17 protein-coding genes are annotated in these 24329 nt (G+C 64.1%); 11 read left to right on the top strand and 6 right to left on the bottom strand.

The genetic code is table 11. From position 1 onward, the window contains the following. Positions 1–26: 26 nt before the first annotated feature. From M1D88_RS20000 to M1D88_RS19980, 5 genes are all read right to left on the bottom strand, one after another. Complete coding sequence (locus M1D88_RS20000) at positions 27–2546, bottom strand: PEP/pyruvate-binding domain-containing protein (RefSeq protein WP_458112449.1); 2520 nt, start codon at positions 2544–2546, stop codon at positions 27–29. A gap of 44 nt (positions 2547–2590) precedes the next feature. Beyond that, positions 2591–3856 carry a low temperature requirement protein A gene (locus M1D88_RS19995; RefSeq protein WP_458112448.1) on the bottom strand — a complete coding sequence of 422 codons (1266 nt, stop codon included), beginning with the start codon at positions 3854–3856 and terminating at the stop codon, positions 2591–2593. Positions 3857–3870: 14 nt separating this feature from the next. After that, entirely contained in the window at positions 3871–5187 is a 1317-nt protein-coding gene (locus tag M1D88_RS19990; RefSeq protein WP_458112447.1) for an ATP-binding protein, read from the bottom strand. A gap of 102 nt (positions 5188–5289) precedes the next feature. Further along, the gene (locus M1D88_RS19985) at positions 5290–6186 is read right to left on the bottom strand and encodes a DNA/RNA non-specific endonuclease (protein ID WP_458112446.1); all 897 of its coding nucleotides are present in this window, start codon (positions 6184–6186) and stop codon (positions 5290–5292) included. A 138-nt stretch (positions 6187–6324) separates the two neighbouring features. After that, entirely contained in the window at positions 6325–7329 is a 1005-nt protein-coding gene (locus M1D88_RS19980; RefSeq protein ID WP_458114587.1) for an aldo/keto reductase family protein, read from the bottom strand. 242 nt (positions 7330–7571) lie between these two features. Between M1D88_RS19980 and M1D88_RS19975 the strand changes: the two genes are divergently transcribed. From M1D88_RS19975 to M1D88_RS19950, 6 genes are all read left to right on the top strand, one after another. Then, entirely contained in the window at positions 7572–9194 is a 1623-nt protein-coding gene (locus M1D88_RS19975) for an anchored repeat ABC transporter, substrate-binding protein (protein ID WP_458112445.1), read from the top strand. Then, a complete protein-coding gene (locus M1D88_RS19970) occupies positions 9181–10188 on the top strand; it encodes a choice-of-anchor M domain-containing protein (protein WP_458112444.1) in 1008 nt (335 codons plus the stop codon). Before M1D88_RS19975 ends, M1D88_RS19970 begins: the two co-directional genes overlap by 14 nt. After that, positions 10185–11036 (top strand): anchored repeat-type ABC transporter ATP-binding subunit, encoded by an 852-nt coding sequence (locus M1D88_RS19965; RefSeq protein WP_458112443.1) that lies wholly within the window; start codon positions 10185–10187, stop codon positions 11034–11036. The genes M1D88_RS19970 and M1D88_RS19965 overlap by 4 nt, the downstream gene beginning before the upstream one ends. After that, the gene (locus tag M1D88_RS19960) at positions 11033–11944 is read left to right on the top strand and encodes an anchored repeat-type ABC transporter permease subunit (protein WP_458114586.1); all 912 of its coding nucleotides are present in this window, start codon (positions 11033–11035) and stop codon (positions 11942–11944) included. Before M1D88_RS19965 ends, M1D88_RS19960 begins: the two co-directional genes overlap by 4 nt. A gap of 88 nt (positions 11945–12032) precedes the next feature. Further along, entirely contained in the window at positions 12033–12755 is a 723-nt protein-coding gene (locus tag M1D88_RS19955) for a TIGR03769 domain-containing protein (RefSeq protein ID WP_458112442.1), read from the top strand. Positions 12756–12848: 93 nt separating this feature from the next. Continuing rightward, positions 12849–17057 carry a TIGR03773 family transporter-associated surface protein gene (locus M1D88_RS19950; RefSeq protein ID WP_458112441.1) on the top strand — a complete coding sequence of 1403 codons (4209 nt, stop codon included), beginning with the start codon at positions 12849–12851 and terminating at the stop codon, positions 17055–17057. A 162-nt stretch (positions 17058–17219) separates the two neighbouring features. On the opposite strand, the gene M1D88_RS19945 is transcribed toward M1D88_RS19950, so the two are convergent. Beyond that, complete coding sequence (locus M1D88_RS19945) at positions 17220–18134, bottom strand: LysR family transcriptional regulator (RefSeq protein WP_458112440.1); 915 nt, start codon at positions 18132–18134, stop codon at positions 17220–17222. 278 nt (positions 18135–18412) lie between these two features. Between M1D88_RS19945 and M1D88_RS19940 the strand changes: the two genes are divergently transcribed. The 5 genes from M1D88_RS19940 to M1D88_RS19920 all read left to right on the top strand — a co-directional run bounded on the left by M1D88_RS19940 (position 18413) and on the right by M1D88_RS19920 (position 24324). Beyond that, positions 18413–19492 carry a PrpF domain-containing protein gene (locus M1D88_RS19940; protein WP_458114585.1) on the top strand — a complete coding sequence of 360 codons (1080 nt, stop codon included), beginning with the start codon at positions 18413–18415 and terminating at the stop codon, positions 19490–19492. Positions 19493–19576: 84 nt separating this feature from the next. After that, entirely contained in the window at positions 19577–20785 is a 1209-nt protein-coding gene (locus tag M1D88_RS19935; protein WP_458112439.1) for a Bug family tripartite tricarboxylate transporter substrate binding protein, read from the top strand. A gap of 8 nt (positions 20786–20793) precedes the next feature. Further along, positions 20794–22821 carry a tripartite tricarboxylate transporter permease gene (locus M1D88_RS19930; RefSeq protein WP_458112438.1) on the top strand — a complete coding sequence of 676 codons (2028 nt, stop codon included), beginning with the start codon at positions 20794–20796 and terminating at the stop codon, positions 22819–22821. A gap of 42 nt (positions 22822–22863) precedes the next feature. Beyond that, positions 22864–23244, top strand: coding sequence for a universal stress protein (locus M1D88_RS19925; protein WP_458112437.1), 381 nt, complete (start codon positions 22864–22866; stop codon positions 23242–23244). 192 nt (positions 23245–23436) lie between these two features. Continuing rightward, positions 23437–24324, top strand: coding sequence for a helix-turn-helix transcriptional regulator (locus M1D88_RS19920; RefSeq protein WP_458112436.1), 888 nt, complete (start codon positions 23437–23439; stop codon positions 24322–24324). The last annotated feature ends 5 nt before the right edge of the window (positions 24325–24329 follow it).

Genomic DNA, 24329 nt, shown 5'->3' with positions numbered 1-24329 from the left:
GCTGATGCTACCTCAATGGCGTGGAACTACATGTTGAATTGACCGGACTCGGGGCCGGCCGCCGTGACCCGCCCCAGAGTTCCGTCCACCTGCACGCTTTGCCCATTGATCAGCGAGCTGGTTCCCGAGCCGGTGCCCATGACAGCGGGGATTCCATATTCCCTGGCCACAATCGCCGCATGGGAGCCGATGCCGCCGGCGTCCACCACCACGGCGCCTGCCCTCCGGAACAATGGCGTCCAGGCCGGGTTGGTGTAGGGGCAGACGAGGATCTCACCGGTGCGCAGCAACCCGAATTCGTCCGGCCCGCGGATGATCCGAACCGTTCCGGTGGCCACACCCCGGCTGGCGGGCGTGCCGGACACAAGTGCCCCCGGAACGCGGCGCTTGTGCCCGAACAAGGCGGCCGGATCCACCAGCGGAATCCCTTCCAGCTCCCGGCGCTTGGCCGCCCTGGCCAGTACCAGCCGGCGGTACCGTTCGCGTTCGACGGCGGGCAGCGCGCCGCCGTCGTCCATTCCCGCCAGTTCCTCAAAGCGGAGGTGGTGGACCTCCTCTGGTTCTGCCAGCACGCCCGCGTCGCAAAGCCGCCGGCCCAGCTCCAGCAGTGCACGGCGCAGCGGGGGCATCACCATGGTGGCGTAGAAGTGGGTGTCCTCGCGCAAGGCAATGCCAACCTTGGCGGCGTCAACGGCGGACAGCACGCGCCTGCCCACGGCCGGAATCCGCAGGGCCGGGTGCCGCATGAGTTCCGCCAGCGCCGCCCCGGTCTGGTCGGTGGTCTGCCTTCGCTCGCCCAGCATCGAGGTGATCAGCCCGAGGACGACTTCCGGGGCATCTGACCACGTTGGTGAGCTGCTCAGCACGATGCTCACGGTTTCCCGGTGCCCGTATTCGGCCAGGAAAGCCTGGAAATCGGCATAAAAATCCTGGAATTCCGGCTCCGATTCCAATCTCGCCAACAGTTCGCCCGGGCCACCTGGCCCAGCGAAGGCAAGCATCAGCCCGCGATGGGACCGGACCCGGGCGGCCAGGTCCCCCAGCGCCTGGTTTGCCTGGCTGGTGCGTGTTTCCGCTCCTGCGATAAGTGCTGAGCCGAGGTGCCTCTTGCCCAGCACCAGGAGCATGGGCCGCAGCTTCAGCTGTGGAACAAAGGCGCCCGGCAGGTAAGAGATCCGCAAGTCGGTGATCCCGTGCAGCGTGACGAAGGCGTCCTCAGCGGCGCCTACCACCTGTCGCCACGTCAAGGGCCGCAGATCCTGCGCGTTGAGACGCCGGACGCCCTCGAGGAACGCGGAGAACCTGCTGTCCTCCGTCCAGTGAACGGGATTGAACCGGCGGGCCCTACGGGCGACCGAGATGGGGGCGGCGAGGGTGCGAAGCGTCGGGTGCGGCACCGGAGGAACCAACTGGAGCACCACGCCGCCCTCCTCGGGCAGCAACTTCTCAACCGAGGGAAAAACAACGCCGACGCTGCCAGCCATGCCACGCAGCATGGCCAGGACTCCGCGTTGCATCCAGCCCGACACGTCCAGCGGATATGGCCGTATCTGGAACATCTCCACGAAGGTGGGGCCTATCACCCGCTGGAAACGGTTGAGGCGCAGCGGCGGCGGAGGCAGGGCTGTCATAGGCCGCGACTGCAGTAGGTAGACACGCCCGTCCGCCACAGCCCATTCCATATCCTGTGGGCGGCCGAAATGGTCCTGGGCCCGAAGCGCCAACCTGGCCAGCTCCTCCAAATGCCCGTCGGAGAGGGCCGGACGGGTGGTGCCGGTGCCGGCACTCTCCTCCGTGCCTCCGCCCGCCAGGGAACGTATGCTCAACTGGTGGCCGCCGGGAGTAAACTCGCGGACCTTCCCTGCACTGTCCAGGACGTAGTGCTCCGGTGTGACCAGCCCCGAAACCACGGCTTCGCCGAGACCGGGGCTCGCGTCGATGACGATCTCACCGTGCTCGCCGGTTACCGGATTTGCACTGAACATGACCCCGGCGGTCTCCGCCTGAATCATCTCCTGAACGACGACGGCGATGGCAACCTGCCCCTGGTCGATCCCCTGGCGCTGCCGGTAGGAGATGGCCCGGTCCGTCCAGAGAGAGGCCCAGCAATCCAACACGGCCTGAAGAAGCGCTTCTTCGCCGACGACGTTCAGATAGGTGTCCTGTTGACCGGCAAAAGCGGCTCCGGGCAGGTCCTCAGCCGTGGCGCTTGAACGCACGGCCACTGGCCCGTCTCCCATTGCAGTGTAGGCTTCAACGATTTCCGAGCGGACAGCGTCCGGTATCTTCGCTTGGCTGAACAGGTCCCGGATTTGTGCCCCGGACGCCCCGGCATCTTCCAACCAAGCAAGCAGCGTGTCCAGCTTGGCGCCCAGCCCGTTTTCCTCAAGAAGGGCGGCATAGGCATCGGTGGTGACAACGAAACCTGACGGCACCGGGAATCCTTGCCGCAGCAGTTCGCCGAGGTTAGCGCCTTTTCCTCCGGCCAGGGCAAGATCATCGGAGCCAAAGCCGGCCAGGTCGCCGACGGTTTTCTTCTCAGTCATTTGGGGCTCCTGACGGGAAGTGGCTGGTTCTTCACAAGCTACGCTCAGCTACCGGCTGCGGCCACCCTTGAATGCAGCCGCTCCAGTGCAACCTTCCGGCAATGGGCCGCCTTCGCTCGAGGATGTTCCTCAACGACAACCGAGACAGCCAAAGCTGCGCAAATCACCAGCATGCACACTGGAACGGCCACGCCAATGGCAGCCAGCCCCACACTGAGGCCAAGCAGAAGCACCACTACGGCTGCCACGCCCACAATTGTCCGGTCAAAGCCCAGCATGGCGCTGTACAGCCACGTCAGTGAGAGCTTGAAGAGCGCAACAGGAACGGCCATGGTGGCTACCGCAACGGCGGCACTGACATGGGCCTCGTGGTCAATGAAGTAGGCGGCAACATGTAAACCGGCGCCAGTCGCTGCAATCGCGGCAAAAATCGGCATGTGGGCGTAGCCGAAAAGAAAAGAACGGTGCCGCTGGAGGTGCAGCGACTGGCCGGCGGGCAGGATGAAGTAGATCCACCACATTCCGAAGGCGATCGCAGTCCCGGCAAAGCCCACCATGGCAGCGTCCAGGCTCCATCCATGGTTCGCAACGATCGCACGCAAGGTTTCGATGGCTCCGATAAGGCATTCGCCCAACGCGATGATGGCCAGGAGGCCGTAGCGTTCCGCTATGTGGTGCGCGTGCCAGGGTGTCCTGATCTTCCGTTCCGCGAGGGAAGGAGTGGCCATCTCAAACACGAAGAGCGGCACCATCATCAGGAAAGTGGTCAGGATGTCGGCCTGGACGATCATCACCACGATCCAGCCGAGCTGTGCCAGCACAAGATACTTCGCGTAGTTGAGGCAGGTTTGCCGCCTTTGCGGATCCTGCCTGGCAGCCCGCAGCCACTGGGAGACGAGGGCCAGCCGCATGATCACGTAACCGGCAACCATCACCGCGTTATCAACATGGCCGCCCTCAACGAGGGAGTGAAACATCGGCTCGATCCCCATGGCCAGGATCAGGACGCCCATCATCTGGACCATGGTGACAACCCTGAAAATCCAGTCGTCGGTGTCGTAGGCGCTGGCAAACCAACTGAAGTTGATCCAGGCCCAGATCACCGAGAACATGGCGAATCCAAAACCGAGGAGGCCTGCAACGAAGTGGGCCTCGGCAATCTCATGGGCAAATTGGCTGCCGGCCACGCCGAAGGCAATCACAAAGGTGAGATCGAAAAAGAGCTCCAGTGGAGTAGCGGCCCTGTGCTTCTCCCCGGGATCCCGGCCTCCCATCCGGATGAGTGCATGTCCGAGTGGGTTCGTGGCCATAAAGGCGCCTCCTGCTATACGCGACCGAGGGAATCGATGTCCTCCAGGAATTCAGCGTAGACCTCTTTACTGACGGTGGTCCGCGTTTCTCCGATCGCGTCGAGGTAGTCCTGCGTGGCGGGACCCTTCCGGACGGCCTCCCGGACCGAGGCGCTTCCGCCGGAAGCGAGGCCGCCGTCGTCGTACACTGCTTTTTCGAGCGCACGCTGGGACGCACTGCGGGCCGCGTACTCGATGTCCGCCGGCGAGAAGCCTTCCGTGCGGTCCACGAGGAGTTCGATATCGACGTCGTCCACCACGGTGGGAGGGATGAAGCGCTGCCACATGGCCTCCCGTGCGACGCGGTCTGGAAGGCCGATGGGGATGACGTAGTCGAACCGGCCGTGACGCAGGAACGCACTGTCCAGGGCCCGGATGAAGTTGGTGGCGCAGACCAGCAGGCGGCCGGGCTGTTCGCGGAAGGCCGGGATGATCTTGAGCAGTTCGTTGGTGACGCCCTGCAGCGGGGACGGAGGTTCGCCGGAGCGCTGGGCGGCAATCTCCTCCACCTCATCAATGAACACCACCGCGTGTTCGAGTTCCGCGATCTCCAGGAAGGTCTCCCGCAGTGCACCCGCGAGGCCTTTGGGATCCGAGGCGAGACGGGACGGGAACACCTCCACGAACGGCCACTCCAAGCGGGAAGCGATGGCCTTCGCAAACGTGGTTTTGCCGGTACCAGGAGGCCCGAACAACACCACTGCCCGCGGCGGAACCACACCGTATTCGTCAGCGAGATCGGCCTCGGCCAGCGGCAGGACAAGCCGCCGCTCCAGCAGTTCTTTCTCGTTGTGCATGCCGGCCACGTTCTCCCAGAGGTTTCGGGCCAGGACCCGGCCGCCCAGCAGGCCCAACGGCTCCAGTTCCTGCCGCGCCACCGGAATTTTGCGCTCAAAGTATCGCAGGTTCTTCTTGAGCTGGAAGCCGCGGCTGAGGAAAGCCTCCACACGGGTCTCGGATTCCGGCATCAAGGCGGAGAGCTTGTTGAGCCCGTGCGGCGCCATCCGGTTTTCGACGGCGGCCAGCAGTGACGTGCCGATTCCCCGGCCGCGGAATTCGGGAAGGGTGGCCAGGAAAACCACCCAGCCCTGGTCATGGGCGGCGCGTCCGACGGCGGCACCCACCACTTGCTCGCCCTGCACCGCCACTACGGCGTAGTCCTTCTCGCAGGAAGCCAGAACTTCAGACAGGGCATAGACGGGCTCGACGTTGCTGGCCTTGAGGGATTCCCACAGGTGCAGGATCCCGTCGAGGTCGGCCGAATGAAAATCCCTGATCCGCCAAGTGGTCATGAGGTGTCTCCCGCGTGGTTCGTCGTTGAGCCAATGAGTGCCCTTCGAGCATATGCGAACGGAAGTGACGCCGGCGTGGAGGAGACGTTTCCCGGTGGTTGATTACGCCGGGAAATCGAAGTCCAGGTCAAGGTCTTCCGGGGAGTGGAGGCGCCGCCAGGCAGAACCTGTGCGGGCTGACGGCAACGCAGCCGCGATGGGCATCCGGTCCAGCGCGATCAAGTGCGCGAGTTCCAGCCCAGTCAAGGCAGCGATATCCCGGATGGGTACCTGGAACGTCCGGAACGGTCCAAGCGGGGGAGCGTCCTCCTCGACCCCGGGCCGCGGCATATCCGGCAGGTCTGCCAGTTGTGGTGACTGGTCCACAACGTACCCCGTCGCAGCCAAGGCGCCGCTCTCAATAAAGACGGCGACCTTAAAGAACTGCAAGGGGATCTCGACACCCCGGTATACGGGATCGGCCTCGCTGAAGATGGGACCTGTGAAGATGACGAGACGCCGGCGGTTGTCGGCTGCGTTGTCCAGCAGGTAAGACTCCAGACCAAGCCAAAGCTCCAGGCCCTGGTTGAACCTGGCCGCCTGTGGCGCAGCGTTTGTGTAGTGGAAGGTGTCTTCATTGGTCGTAGAGGCTTCTGCCAGGGTCTCTCCCCACACAGCCGAGGCCCTGCGGACCAGGTGACCCCGGTCGATGTCGTTGCGGGCGTAAACCCTTTCGCCTGTCTGCTGGTCCTCGGATAAACGCGGGTCCAGCCTCCATTGGATTCCCTCGCGGTCCAGGTCCATCAGCTTCTCACCGTCAATGCCGAGCGCCGTTACGGCCGCCAGCCGCTTATCCAACCGCATCAGGACTGAGAAGTGGGTGTACGGAAGCAGGGCAGTGGCGACGTCGTCCAGAGTGGGGAGGGGAACGCGGGTCCCGAGGAACTGATCGTCGTATCCAGCGCGGTCAGAGAGATCGTTCACCATCAGGGACTGAGGCTCAGGCAGTAGCTGGTTCATCCGCAGAACCTATCAGCGGCAGGTGACAGTAACGTGAACATCAGCTGCACGGATGTCGAATTGACCCCGGGTTCATTCCAAAGGCCGTTCCAAGAGCCGCCACCGTCGTAGCCAACGGCAGTGGCGGCCTCGGCCTTTCTATGCGTCGCGCAGGTTCGGGGAGACGGTCTTTGCCGGATCCGTCTCGGCGAGGGAGCCGATGGCGTCGTCGATCTGCTTCATCACGGCCGGTTCGAGCTTTACGCCGGCGGCCTTGACGTTCGATTCCACCTGCTCGGGGCGGGAAGCGCCGATGATGGCGGCGGCAACGTTCTGATTCTGCAGGACCCAGGCGATGCTCAGCTGCGCCATGGTCAGCCCGGCCTCCTCCGCGATGGGCTTCAGCTTCTGCACACCGGTGAGGACGTCGTCCTTCATCCAGCCCTTGACCATGTCGGCCCCGCCCTTTCCGTCGGTGGCCCGGCTGCCCTCCGGCGCCGGTTGGCCGGGAAGGTACTTTCCAGTGAGCACGCCCTGCGCTAGCGGTGACCAGACGATCTGGGACAGGCCCAGTTCCTCCGACGCCGGAACAACTTCTTCCTCAATGACCCGCCACAGCATGGAGTACTGCGGCTGGTTGGAAATCAGTTGGATGCCAAGGTCTTTCGCGAGGGCATGGCCAGCCCGGATCTGCTCCGCATTCCATTCGCTCACGCCGATGTAGAGTGCCTTGCCCTGCCGGACGACATCCGCGAACGCCTGCATGGTTTCCTCGAGGGGAGTGGAGACGTCGTAGCGGTGCGCCTGGTAGAGGTCCACGTAGTCCGTCTGCAGCCGGCTTAGGGAACCGTTGATCGATTCCATGATGTGCTTGCGGGACAACCCGACGTCGTTCTTCCCGCCCGGGCCGGTGGGCCAGAAAACCTTTGTGAAGATTTCAAGGGATTCGCGCCGTTCACCCTTGAGCGCCTCACCAAGGACGGTTTCTGCGGCGGTGTTCGCATAGACGTCAGCGGTGTCGAAAGTGCTGATGCCGGCATCCAAAGCCGCCTGTACGCACTGGGCGGCGACGTCGTTTTCCACCTGTGAGCCATGCGTGAGCCAATTGCCGAACGTGATTTCGGAGATTTTGAAGCCGCTGTTGCCCAGATACCGGAATTCCATACTGTTGAAGCTCGCTCTCTTGAATTGAACAGTCATTCCCCACGCGCGCAGCGGATAGCACTGCGGTTGCGGAGGTTGTCTCCAACCTAAGTGCTTCCTGCCTCGGGATAAACCCCTTTGCCTGTTCCTGCTCTTCCTAGGACTCGGAAACCTACCCTCGGCACAATTGGGCATCGTCAGTAGTTGAGAATGATTATCATGTGCTTTACAGTCGAGAAGTTCCCCTTTGACCGAAAGCAGCCGTGCCCCTCATCGCCCGTTCACCTCGCCACGCCCCTGCCGCACCGGTCGCCGTGCTCGCTGTCCTTGTGGGTCTGCTCCTCACGGGCTGCGCGCCCCCGGTGCAGTTCAGTGTCCAGGACCCGCGGCTAAAGGTCATCGCGACGACGGGAATCATCGCTGATATCGCCCAGAATGTAGCGGGGCAGCGGGCTGTGGTGACCTCGCTCGTGCCTCCAGGCGCGAGCGTTCACTCCTATGAGCCCAGTCTGCGCGACGTGCGTTCCATCGCCTATGCGGATCTGGCGCTCTCGAACGGACTCCTCCTCGAGGAGCACCGCATCATCAAGGCTTTGGCGGCGAACCTGCGGCCCGGTGTCGGCAACCTGGCCCTGGGCGAGGAGGCCGACAAGCGTGGTGGCAAAGTCATCCCCCTGATCGAGAACCTCACGTTGGATACGGTGTGGCTCGGGATCCGGACGCGCGGCAGTGGTGCGGCACTTGGGACGACAGCTGGGTCTGACGTCGAGCTCCGCGCGGCCGCGGTCGAAGGGCCCGGCCGGCTGGTCGCTTACACCACCGAGACACTCGGCGCCCGCCGCATGTTCATTGACTCAGATCGGATCGGTGCCGATTCTGCCGTTCTGCCGCCCAATGCGCACTCGCATATGAGCTGGGCCTTCACAGCTCCCGGTGTCTACCGGCTCACGCTCGCCGCGGCTGTCCGCAGGGAAGCCGGGGCCAGGCCATTGCCTGTCGGTGAGTCGACGTACACGTTCGCGGTCGGAGTGGCGCCCGAGACGGCGGCGAGGACGCTGGCCCGTGCTAACCCTGCGGTTGATCCGGATGCCGTGACCGTCCTTGAGGGGGGCCATGCCGATGTCTCCGTGGACCTCGACGCCGGCCACCTCGATCTTTACGGCGATGTCCACGGACAGCAGGGGGAGCGGATGAGCTACGATCCGGAATCGACCGTGATTGAGGTCCCCAATAAAGCCATCCAGGAGATCCCCAGCGGACCCGGTTACCGCTTTCTGGGCAGCCCCGGCGACCGCCTCTACCAGCTGCCCCAGGCGGTGCTTGGCAAACACGTCCATGGCGAGCTTGATCCACACTTGTGGCAGAACGTCAAAAATGCGAAAGCTTACGCGCTGACAATTCGGGATGCGCTGGTGCTGCGCGACCCGGATGGCAAAGCAATATACGACGCCAACACTGCCCGCTACGCCGGCGAACTTGATGCGCTCGACGCCGAGATCGCCGCGAGCATGAGTGCGATCCCGCGGGAGCGCCGACAGCTCGTAACCACCCACGACGCCTTCGCCTACTTCGCGGACGCCTACGGCCTGACAGTCGCAGGTTTTGTTACGCCAAGTCCCGTTGTCCAGCCGAGCGTCCAGGATCGTCGCAAGCTCACCGAGACCATCCGCAATCTGGCGGTTCCGGCCGTCTTTCTCGAGCCCAACCTTCTCACCCGAACCTCGGCATTGACCTCGATCGCCCGGGATGCCGGCGTGGCCGTCTGCCCGATCTACGGTGACACGTTCGACTCCACCGTCAACACCTATGCAGCGATGATGCGCGCAACTGCAGACTCCGTCTCCCGCTGCCTTAACCCGGAAAGCACCACCAATGAAAAGCATTAAACATCTCCTCTCCTTGCTGCTCGTGGCTGTCCTCGCCAGCGGCCTGGCCGGCGGGACCGCCCTGTTTGCGCCGGGCATGGGGGTTGTTGCGCATGCTGCCAAGCCCGCGCCGCCCGACGGCCGTGTGGTGGTGGACCGGGGGCATATCGACCTCGCTCCTCGCTTCGTCGACGGTGCGTGGCGCGTCCAGGTTCGCGATGGCACTATCGAGCCATCAGTGTGGCGTGAGCCGGACGATGTAGTGTTCCACGTTCGCGATACCGCCGAACTGACCATGCCGGATGACCCCGCCTACGCGTTTGTAGGAAAAGCCGCGGGGCAGGCCGTCCATGTGGTACCCCAGACGGAGATGCCAGGAGTAGTCTGGATCGGTTGGAACACGCAGGATGCGGGCGTGATAGAGGGTGTTAGGCGGCAGATCGCTTTCACACTTGTGGACGTGGAGGGCCCCGGCGATCTCCTGCTCTACCTCCAGAGCGGCAACCTTACGGCTCCGCAGGTGCTGTGGGATTCACGTGAAACCGGGCTCCAGGACATCTTCATGGACACCAACGTCCACACCCACGGGAACTGGATCTTTACCGAGCCGGGAACGTACCTGCTTACGGTCGAGTTCGCCGCTGAACTCTCCGACGGAACTCCCCTGGTGGACCGGAAGGTTCTGCGCTTCGCCGTCGGCGACTCGGCGGACACACAGGCAGTGTTCGACGCCGTTCCCGCAGCTGTGGCCGAGGAGCCTCCGGCGGAAATGAAGGGCAAGCAGGATGGGGTCGCATCAGCGACAGTGGCGGGAACAGGGCCGTTGGGCCTTCCTGCAGAAGCCGTGACGGCCGCGATGACGGGGGTGGGTGCCGTCGGAATCCTCGCAATTGGGTTGATTGTCGCCGCGGCGGCCGTGCGTGGACGACGCGCCAAGGCTGCCGCAGCGGCGGAGCTTGCGCATACCCGCGGGCCCGAACGGGAGCCCGCCAAAGCCGGGGAGACGCGGGCGTGAGCGCCTTGGCTTCCGGGAATGCCGCGGCAGGACCAAACCTTCCTGGCCCCAGAGGCCCGCTGATCGACGTCGCGAACCTTGCCGTGCGACTCAGCGGGCGGGAGGTGCTCACGGGCGTGGATCTACAGGTCAGGGCCGGCGAACTCGTGGGGCTCATAGGGCCCAATGGCGCGGGTAAGACGACACTCCTGCGCTCGATCCTCGGGCTCGTGAAGCCCTCGAAGGGGCATGTGGACGTCAGCGCGGCGCGTATCGGCCGGAGCCGCCAGCGGCTTGGCTACGTGCCGCAGAAGCACGAGTTTGCGTGGGAATTCCCCATCACGGTCGAGGACGCGGTGATGACCGGCCGCACTGCAGCCCTGGGCTGGCTGCGGCGCCCCGGCCTGGAGGAGTGGCGCGCTGTCAACGCTGCGCTCGACCGTGTGCAGCTGGCCGATCTGCACCGCCGCACGGTGGGGGAGCTCTCTGGTGGGCAGAAGCAACGCGTCCTGGTGGCCCGCGCACTGGCCCTGGCGCCACAGGGTCTCCTGCTCGACGAGCCGTTCACTGGCCTGGATATCCCCACCCAACAGCTTCTCACCGGGCTCTTCGGGGAACTGACTGCCGAAGGAACGGCCATCGTGATGGCAACCCATGACCTGGCCGGCGCCGTTGCGGATTGCACGCGCCTGTGCTTGGTGAACCGGACCGTCGTAGCCGACGGGACGCCGGCCGAGGTCGTAGCGACTGACGGGTGGATGCGGGCCTTTGGCGCGCAGCCCTTGCCAGGGACCGCGTCGCGGCCAAGGTCCGGGTCTGGACCGCAGGCTGTGCCGACTGCCGAGCAGACCGAAATGGTGGGTGCCTGATGTCCTTCGCTGATTTCCTCGCCGATCTGGCTAACCCGGACCTCGCCTTCCTGCCGCGCGCGCTGCTCGTGGCTGTCGCCTCGTCAGTGCTGTGCGGGATCGTGGGTAACTTTGTGGTGTTGCGGGGCATGGCGTTTATCGGGGATGCCGTTTCGCATGCCGTGTTTCCGGGCCTCGCTGTCGCGTTCGTCCTTCAAGGCAATCTGATCCTCGGCGGAGCGGTGGCGGGAGTAGTCACGGCACTCCTGATCGCGGTGTTCACTCAGCACCGCCGGCTGCGGGAGGACTCGGTCATCGGTGTGTTCTTCGCCGCGGCGTTCGCTCTGGGTATCGTCGTGGTGAGCCGCGCGCCAGGCTATTCCGGCTCGCTTGAGTCCTTCCTCTTCGGCTCGATCACGGGGATCCCTGATGAGGACGTCATCACCGTTGCTGTAGGGACGGTCCTCGTTCTCGGCGTTCTTGCGGCGCTGCACAAGGAGTTCGTGGCCGTGAGTATCGACAGAGACATGGCTCGCGCGTCGGGTCTGCCGGTGATGTGGCTCGACATGGCACTCTATGTGCTCGTGACCATCGCGGTGGTCCTTTCACTCCAGACCATCGGTACCATCCTCGTCCTCGCCCTCCTCATAACACCGGCCGCAACCGCGCGCCTGCTCACAGACAGCCTGGGCCGCATGATGCTCCTCGCGCCGCTCATCGGAGGAGGCGCGGCAGCAGTGGGCCTCTATGTGTCATGGAGCTGGGACCTGCCCGTCGGCGGGACGATCGTGCTCGTGGCCACCGGACTGTTCGTCGCGGCATGGGCTGCGGCGCCCCGGCATGGAGTCCTCCGACGCCTGGTCCACCGCAAGACGCCGAACCCGCCTTATCAAGTGTCTGAGCCGGCTCAGTTGACTAAGGCGGCGTAAACCAGTAGGGTCCAGCTTGTTTGAGAATCATTCTCAATAAGGATGGTCATCCACCGTCCGCACACCACCTCGCACCAGAAAGGTGCCCATGCTGCACTCTTCTATTTCCGTCGTCTCACCCTCAACGCCCGGAGCACACACCGCCACAGCCAAGGTAAGGCCCCGCAGGTCCCTCGGGCTTGCCGGGTCAGTGGCCGCCGGCGTCGCGGCCCTGGTCCTCGCATTCGGGGTCCCGGCCGCTAATGCCGCGACGTACTACGTCTCACAAGGGCATGCTGACATTGCCCGCGCGAGCATCAACCCCACCGCCAACAAGCTCATCCTGGGCCTCAACCATGAGTACACGGGCGCGTACTACACGGCTGCCCAGGTTGCGGCGTCTCCCACCAAGGAACCGGTGGTCGACGTCGTCGTGACCCAGCGTGAGGGCTCTTCGTGGGTTATCAAGGCCAACGATTCCAACCCGTCCCAGCTCCTCGCGGGCTTCGCCCTGTCGGGCTCGGAAGCACCTGAGGGGATTGGCGCCGAGGGTGTTCTCGTCAACGGTGACAGCATCGCGTACAGCGTTGTCCCGGCGTCCGGGAACCCGGGCAGCGTAAGCGTTGTGTTTGATTCGACCCAGAACGTTGTTTCCTCGGGAACCACACACACCGCGAGGGTGGCAGACGTAACGGCTCCGGAGGCGCTCCACGTCCACCCGAAGTGGACCTTTTCCGTGGCGGGCACTTACTACGTGACCATCAAGGCCTCGAACGTTGAGGGCAAGGTAGCTGCGTCCGATCCGCTGACCTACAAGATCGTCACCAAATAGTCGACGGCGGGTGCCGGGATTCTCATCCCGGCACCCGCTGGGCATCCCGCCCCAAATCCCACCCGCACCCACCGCACCCTGGAAAGCCGCAACGTGACCCGCTTAAGACCGCTCCGCACCGCTCCCGCCGTGGCCCTCCTGACCGCCGCGCTGCTCAGCTCCGTCGCGGGGGTCCCGGCGTGGGCCACCGAGCCGACTCCTGCACCCGCGCCCACGGCGACTGCTTCCGAGCCTGAACCGGTTGACTCGGCTCCAGCCCCAAACCCAGATCCGGCCCCTGAGCCTTCAAGCCCGGCTCCTGCCCCGGACGCAGATCCCGCCCCTGAACCTTCAAGCCCGGCTCCTGCCCCAGCGCCTTCCGTCGACCCGAGCGCGCCGGCCCCGGCAGCGTCCGAACCGCTCAGCCCGACAGACCCAGCCTTGGGCGCAGACTCCTCCTCCGCGACTGGGCCGACTGCAACTGTAAAGCAGGGCGAATCCTCGGAGTCCTCCGCGCTGCGGACGGTGCGCACGAGCGCGGGCGAACTTCCTGTCCTCGACCACGGCCGGGTGAGCCTTGCGCCCAAGATCAACCCGTTCGCGGGCAACCCGCTTGTCGTTGAGACGATCACGCCGGGCTACGGTGTGGACACGGAGCATTGGGGCTCGGGTTTCAACGGCGATTACCGGAGCCAGCAGTTCTTCCCGGCCGGAGGCGCCGTCCTCAACATCCCGGCCGCGGATCGCGCGGATGATGGCACCTACACCACACCAGGAATGGCCCTGGACGGGACAGTAGGCACCTCCGGGCTCACGCCGGTGGACTACGCGACCGGGGAGAACGCGCGGCTCTTCCTCCAGACCCACCTGCTGAATGGGCAGGCTGACTTCATGATTCCGGATGCGCAGGCGGAGATCAACCGGCGCTCCACGGCCACCACAGACCTGAGACCCAGCACGAACGGGTACCTTGCCCTGACCGGGGCCTTCACGCCTGAAGGCGCCCATGCGACGGTGACGGGGCGGGGCCCGGGCGGGGTAGCGACGTCGGCAGGATGGGACACCCGCACGCTCCGCTCTGACCCCGCACAACCGCGGCTCGGCATGAGCCCGAACAACTCCATCTACGCACTTCAGGCCGGCTTCAGCGCTCCGGGCGTCTATTGCCTCACCATCGAGATGGCACCCGTCCTGCGCAGCAGCGGCAATCAGCCTGCTCCGAGTACAGCAACTTACACGGTGGTGGCCGGGGACCTTCCGGCAACGGTTCCAATGTGCAGCGCCGAAGGCAGGCCTGATCCTGTCCCAGGTGACGGTGGCCCCGGCACGGGCGGGCCCGCTGAGAAGCCGGTGACTGTCTTCGCTACCGGCCACGTTGACGTCCGCGCCCCGCTGGCCAACGACGGCGGGTCACTTGCCCTGCTCATCGACGCCGGTACCTACGGCCGCATTCCCTTCCGTGACGTTGTTACTTCCGGACTCGAGCAAACCACAGTTCCCTCACCCAGCGCAGCCTCGGACCTGTCAGCGATAGCACCAGCCGGCAGCCCTCTCTGGTTCTGGAGCGAAGGCGGAGGCAATTCCGGAACACACCTCTGGCCCGGTGTGAGCGGACAGGACTTCGTGCCGGGGTCTATGGGCCCCTACGCGTCACAGGACCTCAGCCTGATGGAGGTCCGTGGTCCCGCAGACGGCTCGTTCGCCCTCTACGACAGCCGGGCTGTGACCGAACGCTTCGATCCCTCCTCGCTCCTTTGGTCCACGCGCAGCGGGATGCCACAGAGCCTTTCCGTGGGGCCAGCTAACCACCGCCACTTCACCTGGGCATTCACCGCAGAGGGCAAATACTGCTTGGCCATCAACGCCAAGATGCTCAAGGGTGACGGCACACGCGTGGGCCAGGACGCCCGCCTGACCGTCTGGGTCGGCGATCCTGCCAAGGCCAAGGACCAAGTCCCGTGCGACCGCCCCGCCGGGCTCGACGGCCTGGCCATGCTCTCACACGGCAAGGAGCCTGTGGCTGTAACGGAGCCCGCCCGCAAAGTGGCGGACACCGGGCTCGTGGCACTGGAACCGCGTCTCGATGAAGGAAAAATTGCAGTGGGCGCTCGCGTCCACGCCACCACCACGGCGTCTGCCCGGGACGTCGATCCAAGCCGGATCGTCATCTCGAGCTCAGTCCGGAACGGCACCAACTATGTATTCGGACCCGACGGCGCATGGGGTGCGCCCGGTCTTCGCTTTTCAACGGACCGGCTCGATCCGGCGGGGATCGTGGGCGAGGCCGGGGTTAGCCTGGGCACCGTAATCGGGCCGGGAACTGTTACAGCGGAGCGCTCCACCGGCGCTGTCCTGTCTTCCGATCCTTCAGCAGGGCGGACCCAAGCGGACCTCGCCCCGCGCTCGCTCAACATGCTCGTGTGGAGCTTCTCTGCGCCCGGCGTGTACTGCGTCCCACTGACATTTTCGGCTGTTCCTGGTGTAACGGCGGCAGCCTCGAGCACGACGACGACTCTCACCATCGCGGTAGGGAGCACTACGCCAGGGGAGACTGACTACGTCAACCGTGACGCCGTCGTACCCTGCGGGTCCGGCGGAACCGGCACCGGGCCGTCCCCGGCCCCAACGCCCAAACCGACGCCGGATCCCGGCACGGGCACACAGCCCAGCAACGTGACCGTCATCGGTGCCGGGCACCTTGACCTGGCGAGCCGACAGCTCGGCGGCATGTTCACTACCCAGGTTAAGGACTCCAGCCAAGGCACCGTCGTCTATCGGGACCCTGCCAAGACCGTCCTGCAGGTCCGCGATGCGGCCCGCAGACCTGTCACAGCTGGCTCGCCGTTCGGGTTCATCGGCACCGAAGGCTCCACTGCCTATGTACTTGGGCAAAGCGAAGAGGCAGGGCTCATCTGGCCCGGCTGGTCCACAGAAGAGGTCCCCGAAGCCGGGGACGTGACATGGACGCTCAAGAAGCTTGGCACCACAGGCAGCGAGGATGCGGCACCCGGGAAGATGGCCCTGTACCAGCTCGGTACGTTCGGCGCTGCCGCGATGAAGTTCAACACCACGGACGGAACGAACCAGTTCACCATCCCGGCCGGCGTGCACCAGCATGGCACCTGGGTGTTCTCTAAGCCGGGGGTGTACTGCATGGCGTTTAACCGGACTGCAGCCACGGGTGCCAGCAGTGACTTCACCGTCGCGTGGGCCGTGGGTGAGTCCGTGGAGGTATCGAGGGTAGATCCCGGCGACTGTTTCGCGGGGAAGTCCATCGACACAATCGACGGTGGCGTGAAAACCGCGCCGATCGTCTCTTCCAGTGCGGTGCCGGGTGCGGCAGGGGGCAGGGCGGTTGCGGGCAGCCCCGTGGGACCCGGCACGGTCTGCCTGCCTGGTGCGCCTGCGAAGGCGGGCGGTGCCCTGCCCGGTTGGCTGGAGGAACCCGAAACTGGCAAGGCCAGCACATCAGCCGGGGCCGGGATCGCTACCGGTGCGGCAGTGATCTCGGCCGGGCACGTGGACTATGCGACCCGCGTGATTGACGGGCGCCTACGTTCCTTTCTGAAGGACGGAACCACCGCCGTGCCGGCCTGGCGGGAGCCGGGCGAGGTTGTCCTGAATGTGGGAGCCAGTGCTGCCACCCGCATACCGGAGGGCGCATTCGGCTTCCTCGGCACACCTGGAGCCATCGTGTACCAGTTGCCGCAGACGCAGGCGGCAGGCCTTCCATGGCTGGGGTGGAACACCCAATCGCTGGGCTCCGATGTGGTGGGGCCTGTGACCTGGTCGCTCGATAATGTCAGCGGCCCTGGTGCTGTGACTATCTATGAACTCGGCGCGTTCGGAGAACCCGTCCAGCTCCTCAGCCCGGGGCGGAGCCTATCAGTGCCGGCAGGCGTGCACGCGCACGCCACCTGGGCGTTCACCGCGGCCGGTCAATACAGACTCACCATGACTCAGTCAGCCACACTCGCGAACGGCAGCCGCAGCTCGGACACGCAGCTGGTCAGCGTCATGGTTGGCAACGGCGAAGCTCCCGCTGCGGGGGAGCGTGTTGCGGGCTCTGTAGCCGGGCTGGGTAATCCCACAGCCGGATGCCTGCCCGCTGGGTCTTTGGCTGCCACTGCGTCAGAGGCTTCCCCGGTCAGCGCAGCGGTTACCACCGGCACTCGCCCGGTTGCAGGTGCCGCTTCCACTGGAGACCTTGAACCGTCATCTGACGAGGTGCCGCTGTGGCTGTGGATCGCCATGGGAGGGGGCCTTATGCTTCTGGGTGCTGGTGTGGGCGGCGGGACAGTCTGGTTCCTGCGCCGTCGGTAGCGCCCGGAATATCGGTAGCGCCCGGGTGAGGAGATCCCATGGTTGATCGGGGTCGCGTGGCAGATTGCTCGGGACCTTCTGAGCCATCTTATGGACGCGGCGCAGGAACTGCTGACGATACCCACAGGGGCCACCCGTCACGCTGGACGTTCCAGCATTCCTTCACCGGAAGTCCGCGGTCGTGTCTTTGGCGACTTCCAGGAGCGTTGCCTGGAAGGCCATTTCCGCGGCGGCCCTTACCCTGTCGTGACGGTGCGCGAGGAGCACCCTCCGGGACGGGGCGCTCGAACCGAGGGAAACTATGCTGACACCGGGATGCTTATTTACGACGGCGGTTCGCGGAGCAAGCGCTATACCCAGGCCAACACTGACCATGGCTTGAGCCTCCTGATAGTCGTTGGCCTGGAAAGCGATTCGTGGAGTGAACCCCGCAGCACGTGCGCTTCTTTGCAGTACTTCGACCACCGGATGGGCATCACCGCGAACGATCCACTCTTCTGTGGCAAGGTCTGCCATGTCTACTTGCTTCCGACGCGCAAGCCGGTGGTCCTTGCCGACGATAAGCGCAGTGGCGTCCTCGAACACAGTAGTCAGGGCAAAATCCCCAGGGCTGATCCGATTCCATTCGTAGTCCCAGAGAAGCGACATCCCAACCTGGCCGTTTTCCAGCATTTCAACCAGGTCCTCGAAACGGCTGCTGCGGACGTGCAGCTCGATCGACGGGTACTCCTTCTTGAACCGGCTGATCACGAGCGGCAGGAAGGAACCTCCCAAAGTGGGAAAGGTCCCCATCGTGAGGCTGCCACGGTGGAGACCCGCGATCTCTGCCAGATCCGCTTCAGCGGCAGCCATCTGCCGCAGGATACGGCGCGTGTGTGCAGCCAGGACATGCCCGGCATCCGTGGGAACCATCCCGCGTGTTTGCCGCTGAAGAAGCGGCTGCCCGATTTCGGCTTCCAGACGCCTCAGCTGCTGTGACACTCCCGACGGGGAGTACACGTGCTTTTCTGCAGCAGCGGTAATCGATCCAAGTTCGACTACGTCCAACAGCAATTCAAGTCTTCGAATGTTAAGCACAAGCCCCGCCCCTCTTTGAAGTAATTCTTACTCCCCCTGCACAATCCTATGCGCATGCTTCATGCATGCCGCTCTCCCGCAGGTTAAATCGGAGGAATCTTCCTCAAGGCGTTTCAAGTCGCCCACATGAGCCTTCCTGCGAACCTAATGATTGAAGTATAAGTGCATAGAGGTGCACAAACTGGCGTTTGTAATTCATACGAGTGACGGATCACACTGAGACCAGCCGACAGGCTCACAAGCCCAAATGAAGGGCTAAGGAAGGTGTGGCAGCAATTATGTTCAGGATCCCAGCAGCGTGGATGCGGGGCGGAACCAGCAAATGCTGGGTGTTTGAGTGGGACAATCTCCAGGTCCCCGGGAAAAGCGTCGACGAAGTTCTTCTGCGTCTTTTCGGCAGCCCCGATAACCGTCAGGTCGACGGCGTCGGAGGCGGAACGTCCACCACAAGCAAGGCCGTCATCCTGTCCCGCTCCCTCAGCGACGAGGCCGATGTCGACTACACGTTCGCACAGGTGGCCATTGACGAGCAGCGGGTGGACTGGGGCAGCAACTGCGGCAACTGCTCGGCCGTAGTCGCACCGTACGCAATCCAGCGAGGTTGGGTGGCTCCCGGCCAGGAGAACACGTCGGTCCGGACGCTGAACACCAACACTGATCAGCTAATTTTGCAGAGGGTTCCGACGCCGGACGGCCAGCTTCAGGATCCGGGCACCCAACTGATTCCCGGCGTTCCGTTCCCCGGGCTTTCGGTGGGCATGGGATTCCTGGACCCGGCCGGGAAGACCACAGGAAAGCTCTTTCCCACCGGCGAACCCGTGGAGAAGGTGACCTTCGATGGGCGTGAAGTTTCGGCCACGCTCATCGATGCAGGAGCTCCCCTGATCATTCTGGACGCTGAATCTATCGGCCTCAGCGGTACAGAGACGGCCGCGGACATCGACAGCCAGGCTGCACTCCTTGTGCATTTGGACGACGTTCGCAGAGACGCCGCGGTACGCATGGGCCTTGCGGCCACACGGGCTGAAGCCGCTCGGGCGATCCCGAAGCTGGCTCTGGTGGGCAAAGCGTCCCAGGACGATGAAGCTGACCTCAACGTGAGGATGCTGTCCATGGGAAGGCTCCATCCGGCCTTGGCCATCACGGGGAGCGTCGCACTGACCATGGCCGCGCAGCAAGAAGGCACAGTGGTCAGAGACCTCCTCACAACTGATCCTTCATCCGGGCTGATCATGCGCACTCCAGCCGGCATCGTCCAGACATGGGCGGAAATTCGCGACGGCGTGCCAGTCGTCGGAACCATTCGGAGTGCCCGCCTCATCGCGGACGCCGAACTGCTGCTACCAGAGTCCTGGTAGCGGAACACAAAAATAACAGGCTGTCCTCTTATTGCTGCCGGAGTGGTGTTGCATTGAGGTAGGCCCTAACCAAAGGATTTCTCAATGACGAGCAAAATGTCATCCTTGGAACCGCCGGGGCTCGCTCCGGAAGGTACCGATGGGCAAGCCGAGCCGAGCGAACAGCCTGATCCGCCCCAGCACTCCCGGCGCACCATCCTCACAGCCGTAGGCGCCTTCGCGCTGCTGGGCACTGCAACTACCGTCCTGGGCGGAAGCTTGCTGAACCCGCCCTCCAGCACCGACGACGGCGACTTTAGCGGCGAAACCCTCGAATTCCTGATTCCCTTGGCTTCAGGCGGTGGAACAGATACCTGGGCTCGGTTCATCGGCACAGAATTGACCAACTATGTTCCAGGTCGGCCTGGTTTTGCACCCGTGAACGACGCGGGCGGCGAAGGCATTCTGGGCACTAACAGGTTCGCCCGCTCAGCCAAGACCGATGGCACCGAGATCCTGGTTGGCACGGCCTCCACCGTAGTGCCGTGGGTTCTGGGACGCTCGGCGGTGAAGTACTCCTTTGAAGACCTTAAGCCTGTCGTTGTGAACGGCACCGGCGGAGTCATCTACGCCCGTGCCGAAGCAGGGGTGGCGGGTTTGGAGGACCTGATTAACAGGGACCAGCCGCTTGAGTTCGGTGGTATCAGTGCCACAGGCCTCGACATCACCACCCTGGTAGCCTTCGACCTGCTCGAAGCCGACGTGACAAGCACCTTCGGGTTCGAGGGCCGGGGACCGGTCAACCTGGCACTTCAGCGCGGGGAAATCGACCTGGATTACCAGACAACGTCAGCCTACGGCTCCGCCGTCGCAGGCATTGTCAAGGAAGGCAAAGCCGTCGTCCTGATGTCCTTCGGCCAGGTGAACGAAGCGGGAGACGTCATCCGTGACCCCAACTTCCCCGACGTGCCCACAGTGGCAGAAGCCTATGAAACGCTCCACGGTAAGAAACCCTCGGGCGAAAAGTACGAGGCCTACAAGACCCTGCTCGGGCTGACCTACACCTACCAAAAAGGGCTTTGGGTTCCGCAAGAGACCCCCGGGAACGCCTACGATCTGCTGCGCCAGTCCAGCGAAAAACTCGGTGCAGATGCAGAATTCCAAAAGAAGGCCGCCAAAGTGCTCGGCGGCTACCCCCTGGTTGCGGACGCCGGCGTAGCCGACCGCGTCAGGGACGCCTACAAAGTCAGCGGCTCCGTCCGGTCCTATGTCACCGGGCTGCTCGCGAGCAAATACGACATCCACGTTGAATAAGGAGCATCATGCTTGACTCCGCAATGGCAGCGCTGGCATCCCTCGCTGACCCCTCCCTGCTCATCATGCTCCTGATCGGCACGGTCGCCGGTCTGATCATGGGCCTCATCCCCGGCCTCGGCGGCACAGGCGCCGTCGCCATCCTGCTGCCCATTACGTTCGGAATGGAACCGCCCCAGGCTTTGGCACTCCTGATCGGCGCCCTCGCCGTAGTTCATACGTCAGACACCGTCTCGGCGGTATTGCTCGGCGCCCCCGGCTCCGCCTCAGCCAGCGTGACCATGCTCGATGGTTACTCCATGGCAAAGAAAGGACAAGCGGCGCGGGCCCTAACCCTGGCGTTCCTGTCCTCCATGGCCGGCGGCATCATCGGCGCAGTCGGTCTGACCCTGGCCATCCCGTTGGCCCGGCCTCTGGTCCTTTCCTTTGCCAGTCCGGAGCTCTTCATGTTGACCGTCCTCGGTGTGGCTCTTGCCGCCGTCCTTTCCCGCGGAAATATCATCAAGGGAGTCTCCGCAGGCCTCCTTGGCCTGATCCTCGGGATGGTCGGGACGTCACCGACTACGGCGGAGGAGCGCTTTACGTTCGGGAGTCTGTTCCTCGGCGACGGCCTGTCGCTCGTAGCTGTAGCCCTTGGTGTCTTTGGACTGGCGGAAATTGCGTCCCGCGCCAGCCAGCGCCGTGGTCAGCAGCAAATCATCACCCTCGGCGGCGGCTGGGGACAAGGCATCCGAGAGTGGCTCACCCACTGGACTCAGGTCATCCGCGGAGCACTCATCGGCATCTGGGCCGGCGTCCTGCCTGGCGTCGGCGCCACGGCAGGAACCTGGATGGCCTACGGCCAGGCCGTGGCGACGGCAAAGGATAAGCGGCAGTTCGGCAAGGGCGACCCCCGCGGCATAGTGGGCCCCGAAAGCGCCAACAACTCCGTGGAGGCCGGCGACCTGATCCCCACCCTGCTGTTCGGCATCCCCGGCGGCGTCCCCTCCGCGATGCTCCTGGGAATGCTCCTCACCTACGGCATCCAGCCTGGCCCTTCCATCATTACCGAGCACCTCGATCTGATGTACCTGATCGTCTGGTCCTTCGCCATCGCCTCCGTTCTTGGCGCACTGCTCTGCTTCCTCAGCGTCAAGCAGCTCGCCAAGCTGACAAAGGTCCCCTTCGCTGTACTGGCGGCAGGCCTTGTAGCCATCATGCTCCTGGGCTCATTCCAAGAAGGCGGCCAGCTTGGCGACCTCTGGATCATGATCGTCCTCGGCGCATTCGGCTGGCTGCTGAAATCGACAGGCTTCCCCCGGGCACCATTCCTGATCGGCTTCGTCCTGGCAATCCCGCTGGAACGCTACTATTTCCTCACCGACAGCCTGTACGAAGGCTTCGATTGGATGGCTCGCCCCGGTGTACTGTTCTTCCTGGCAATCCTGATACTGCCCATGATCTGGGCGTTCACTAAGTTCATTCGCGCCCGTCGCCACACCAATGTCGACGACGGACACCGGGACGAGCAGCCCGAGGACGACGAAGCCCCGCTGAAGAATTCAACCTGGTCCCTCGTAGCATCAGGAATCTTCTTCGTCGCCTTCGCCGCGGCCTTAGTCGCGTCGTTCTCATTCTCACCGGAAGCCAGGCTGGTCCCCCAGTTGGTGAGCACCGGAGGCCTGATCTTCTCCGGCATCCTGCTCTTCATTGAGACCCGGAGAAGGCTTCGCGACAGAACCCCGAAGGCAGATGCGACCCTTGCTGCGGAGCCAGAGGGGATCCTTGACACACAGACCACGAAGGCAGGTTGGACCCTTGACGCAAAGTTCGCGTTGAAGACCTTCCTATGGATGACAGGCTTCCTGGCTCTCACCGCCGCCTTCGGATACCTGGTTGCAGTCACGATCTTCATCCCCGCGTTCCTGCTGACCGTGGCGCGAGCCCGCGTCAAGACCGCCGTCGTTTATACCCTGGTGCTGTACGTCGTACTCCTGGCACTACCCTCTCTGCTGCCAATAGACCTTCCGCAGGGATGGCTGAACACATTCGTCTAGCATCCGACGCACGGCACATCGAAAGCCATTGGAGAATAAAAAATGACCGTACTCGTAGCCTATGCACCCGCTCCCGAAGGCAGGGAGGCGCTGACGGAGGGGATCAAGGAAGCCCATCTGCGGAAGTCAGACCTGCTCATCGTCAATGTAGGCCGTGGCCACCACGACCTGGATGAGCAGGAACTGCAGGAGTTGGACGGCCGACTGACCGAGGCCGGGCTGGCCCTGACCATCGAATCCTCGGTCCTCGCAGATCCGGGGGACGCGGTCATCCAGATCGCACAAGACCGCAGCGCCGAAATGATTGTCATCGGCCTGAGGCACCGGTCGATGGTCGGCAAGCTCATCCTGGGAAGCACTGTTCAGCGCATATTGCTGGACGCCACTTGCCCGGTACTCGCAGTCCGGTCTGACAAACTCTGACCGGCGCCACTGCTGCCGGACTCGTGGTCCGGTGCGCGTGCTGCCGTTCCCGCACTCCATCGCAACAGGTAGCCCGAAGGACGGGCGCGCGGACAGCGCAGCATGCAAGGGGAGGCAGGGTGACCAAATCGGTCGCCCTGCCTCCTCCTGTAACTACACGCATCACGGATCCGACCATGGACAATGGAAACCATGGGTCAGAGCGTAGAGTTTGGAAAGTTCCTGAAGGCGATGCGCTCACGGATGAGTCCGGAGCAAGCCGGAATCAGCACGACGTCCGGAGCCCGCCGTGTGCCTGGCCTGCGGCGTGAGGAGATCGCGCGGTTGGCCGATGTCAGCACTGACTACTACACCCGGCTGGAACAGGGCAGGAATATTCATCCCTCCCGGGCGGTGCTGGATTCGGTAGCCCGGGCACTGAGGCTGAATCCCAGCGAACACGCGCACATGCTTGACCTTCTCGAGAACTGTGAGGAGTCTTCGCCGATACCGGCACAGGGCGTTCGGCCTGCGCTGCTGCAGCTTCTCGATGCCGTGGGGAATGTGCCCGCCCTGGTCCTGGGGCGCCGGACCGATGTTCTGGCCGGAAATCCTCTTGCGTTCCTGTTGCTTGCCGACTTCCCTGCCATGCCGGAAACGGAGCGGAACCTCACCCGCTGGCTCATTCTCGCGCCCGCCGCCCGGGAGCTATTCCGGGATTGGAAGGCGGTCGCGTCCGAAGCCGTGGGAACTCTCCGCTCGGATGTCGGACGCCATCCCAACGATCCCCGGGCCAATCAGCTCGTGGGCGAACTCGCAGTACGCAGCGAGCACTTCCGCCAGTGGTGGGCAGGGCACCGGGTCGCCAAAGGATCGGCCGGCGTAGTGCGCCTCCACCACCCGATCGTTGGCGACCTGGAACTGAACTTCGAAGATTTGGCACGCCTGGACGATCCGGATCAGGTGCTGCGGGTGTTTTCCGCAAAGCCGGGGTCGGCGTCGGCCGATTCCCTTCAACTGCTCGGCAGCTTCGGTGCTGAGACCATGGCCCTGCAACCTCCTCAGGCCGTAGAAACGGACACGTCCCCTGGTCAAGGCTGACAGAA

The organism is Arthrobacter sp. R1-13 (assembly GCF_054161475.1).
Note: the sequence above shows the minus strand (reverse complement) of the source record. Positions and strands in the feature narration are given on the sequence as shown.

Bases quoted from the DNA above. Each gene is read 5' to 3' on its own strand.
- M1D88_RS20000 (WP_458112449.1), bottom strand. From the start codon at position 2,546: ATGACTGAGAAGAAAACCGTCGGCGACCTGGCCGGCTTTGGCTCCGAT.
- M1D88_RS19995 (WP_458112448.1), bottom strand. From the start codon at position 3,856: ATGGCCACGAACCCACTCGGACATGCACTCATCCGGATGGGAGGCCGG.
- M1D88_RS19990 (WP_458112447.1), bottom strand. From the start codon at position 5,187: ATGACCACTTGGCGGATCAGGGATTTTCATTCGGCCGACCTCGACGGG.
- M1D88_RS19985 (WP_458112446.1), bottom strand. From the start codon at position 6,186: ATGAACCAGCTACTGCCTGAGCCTCAGTCCCTGATGGTGAACGATCTC.
- M1D88_RS19980 (WP_458114587.1), bottom strand. From the start codon at position 7,329: ATGGAATTCCGGTATCTGGGCAACAGCGGCTTCAAAATCTCCGAAATC.
- M1D88_RS19970 (WP_458112444.1), top strand. From the start codon at position 9,181: ATGAAAAGCATTAAACATCTCCTCTCCTTGCTGCTCGTGGCTGTCCTC.
- M1D88_RS19955 (WP_458112442.1), top strand. From the start codon at position 12,033: ATGCTGCACTCTTCTATTTCCGTCGTCTCACCCTCAACGCCCGGAGCA.
- M1D88_RS19940 (WP_458114585.1), top strand. From the start codon at position 18,413: ATGTTCAGGATCCCAGCAGCGTGGATGCGGGGCGGAACCAGCAAATGC.
- M1D88_RS19935 (WP_458112439.1), top strand. From the start codon at position 19,577: ATGACGAGCAAAATGTCATCCTTGGAACCGCCGGGGCTCGCTCCGGAA.
- M1D88_RS19930 (WP_458112438.1), top strand. From the start codon at position 20,794: ATGCTTGACTCCGCAATGGCAGCGCTGGCATCCCTCGCTGACCCCTCC.
- M1D88_RS19925 (WP_458112437.1), top strand. From the start codon at position 22,864: ATGACCGTACTCGTAGCCTATGCACCCGCTCCCGAAGGCAGGGAGGCG.
- M1D88_RS19920 (WP_458112436.1), top strand. From the start codon at position 23,437: ATGGGTCAGAGCGTAGAGTTTGGAAAGTTCCTGAAGGCGATGCGCTCA.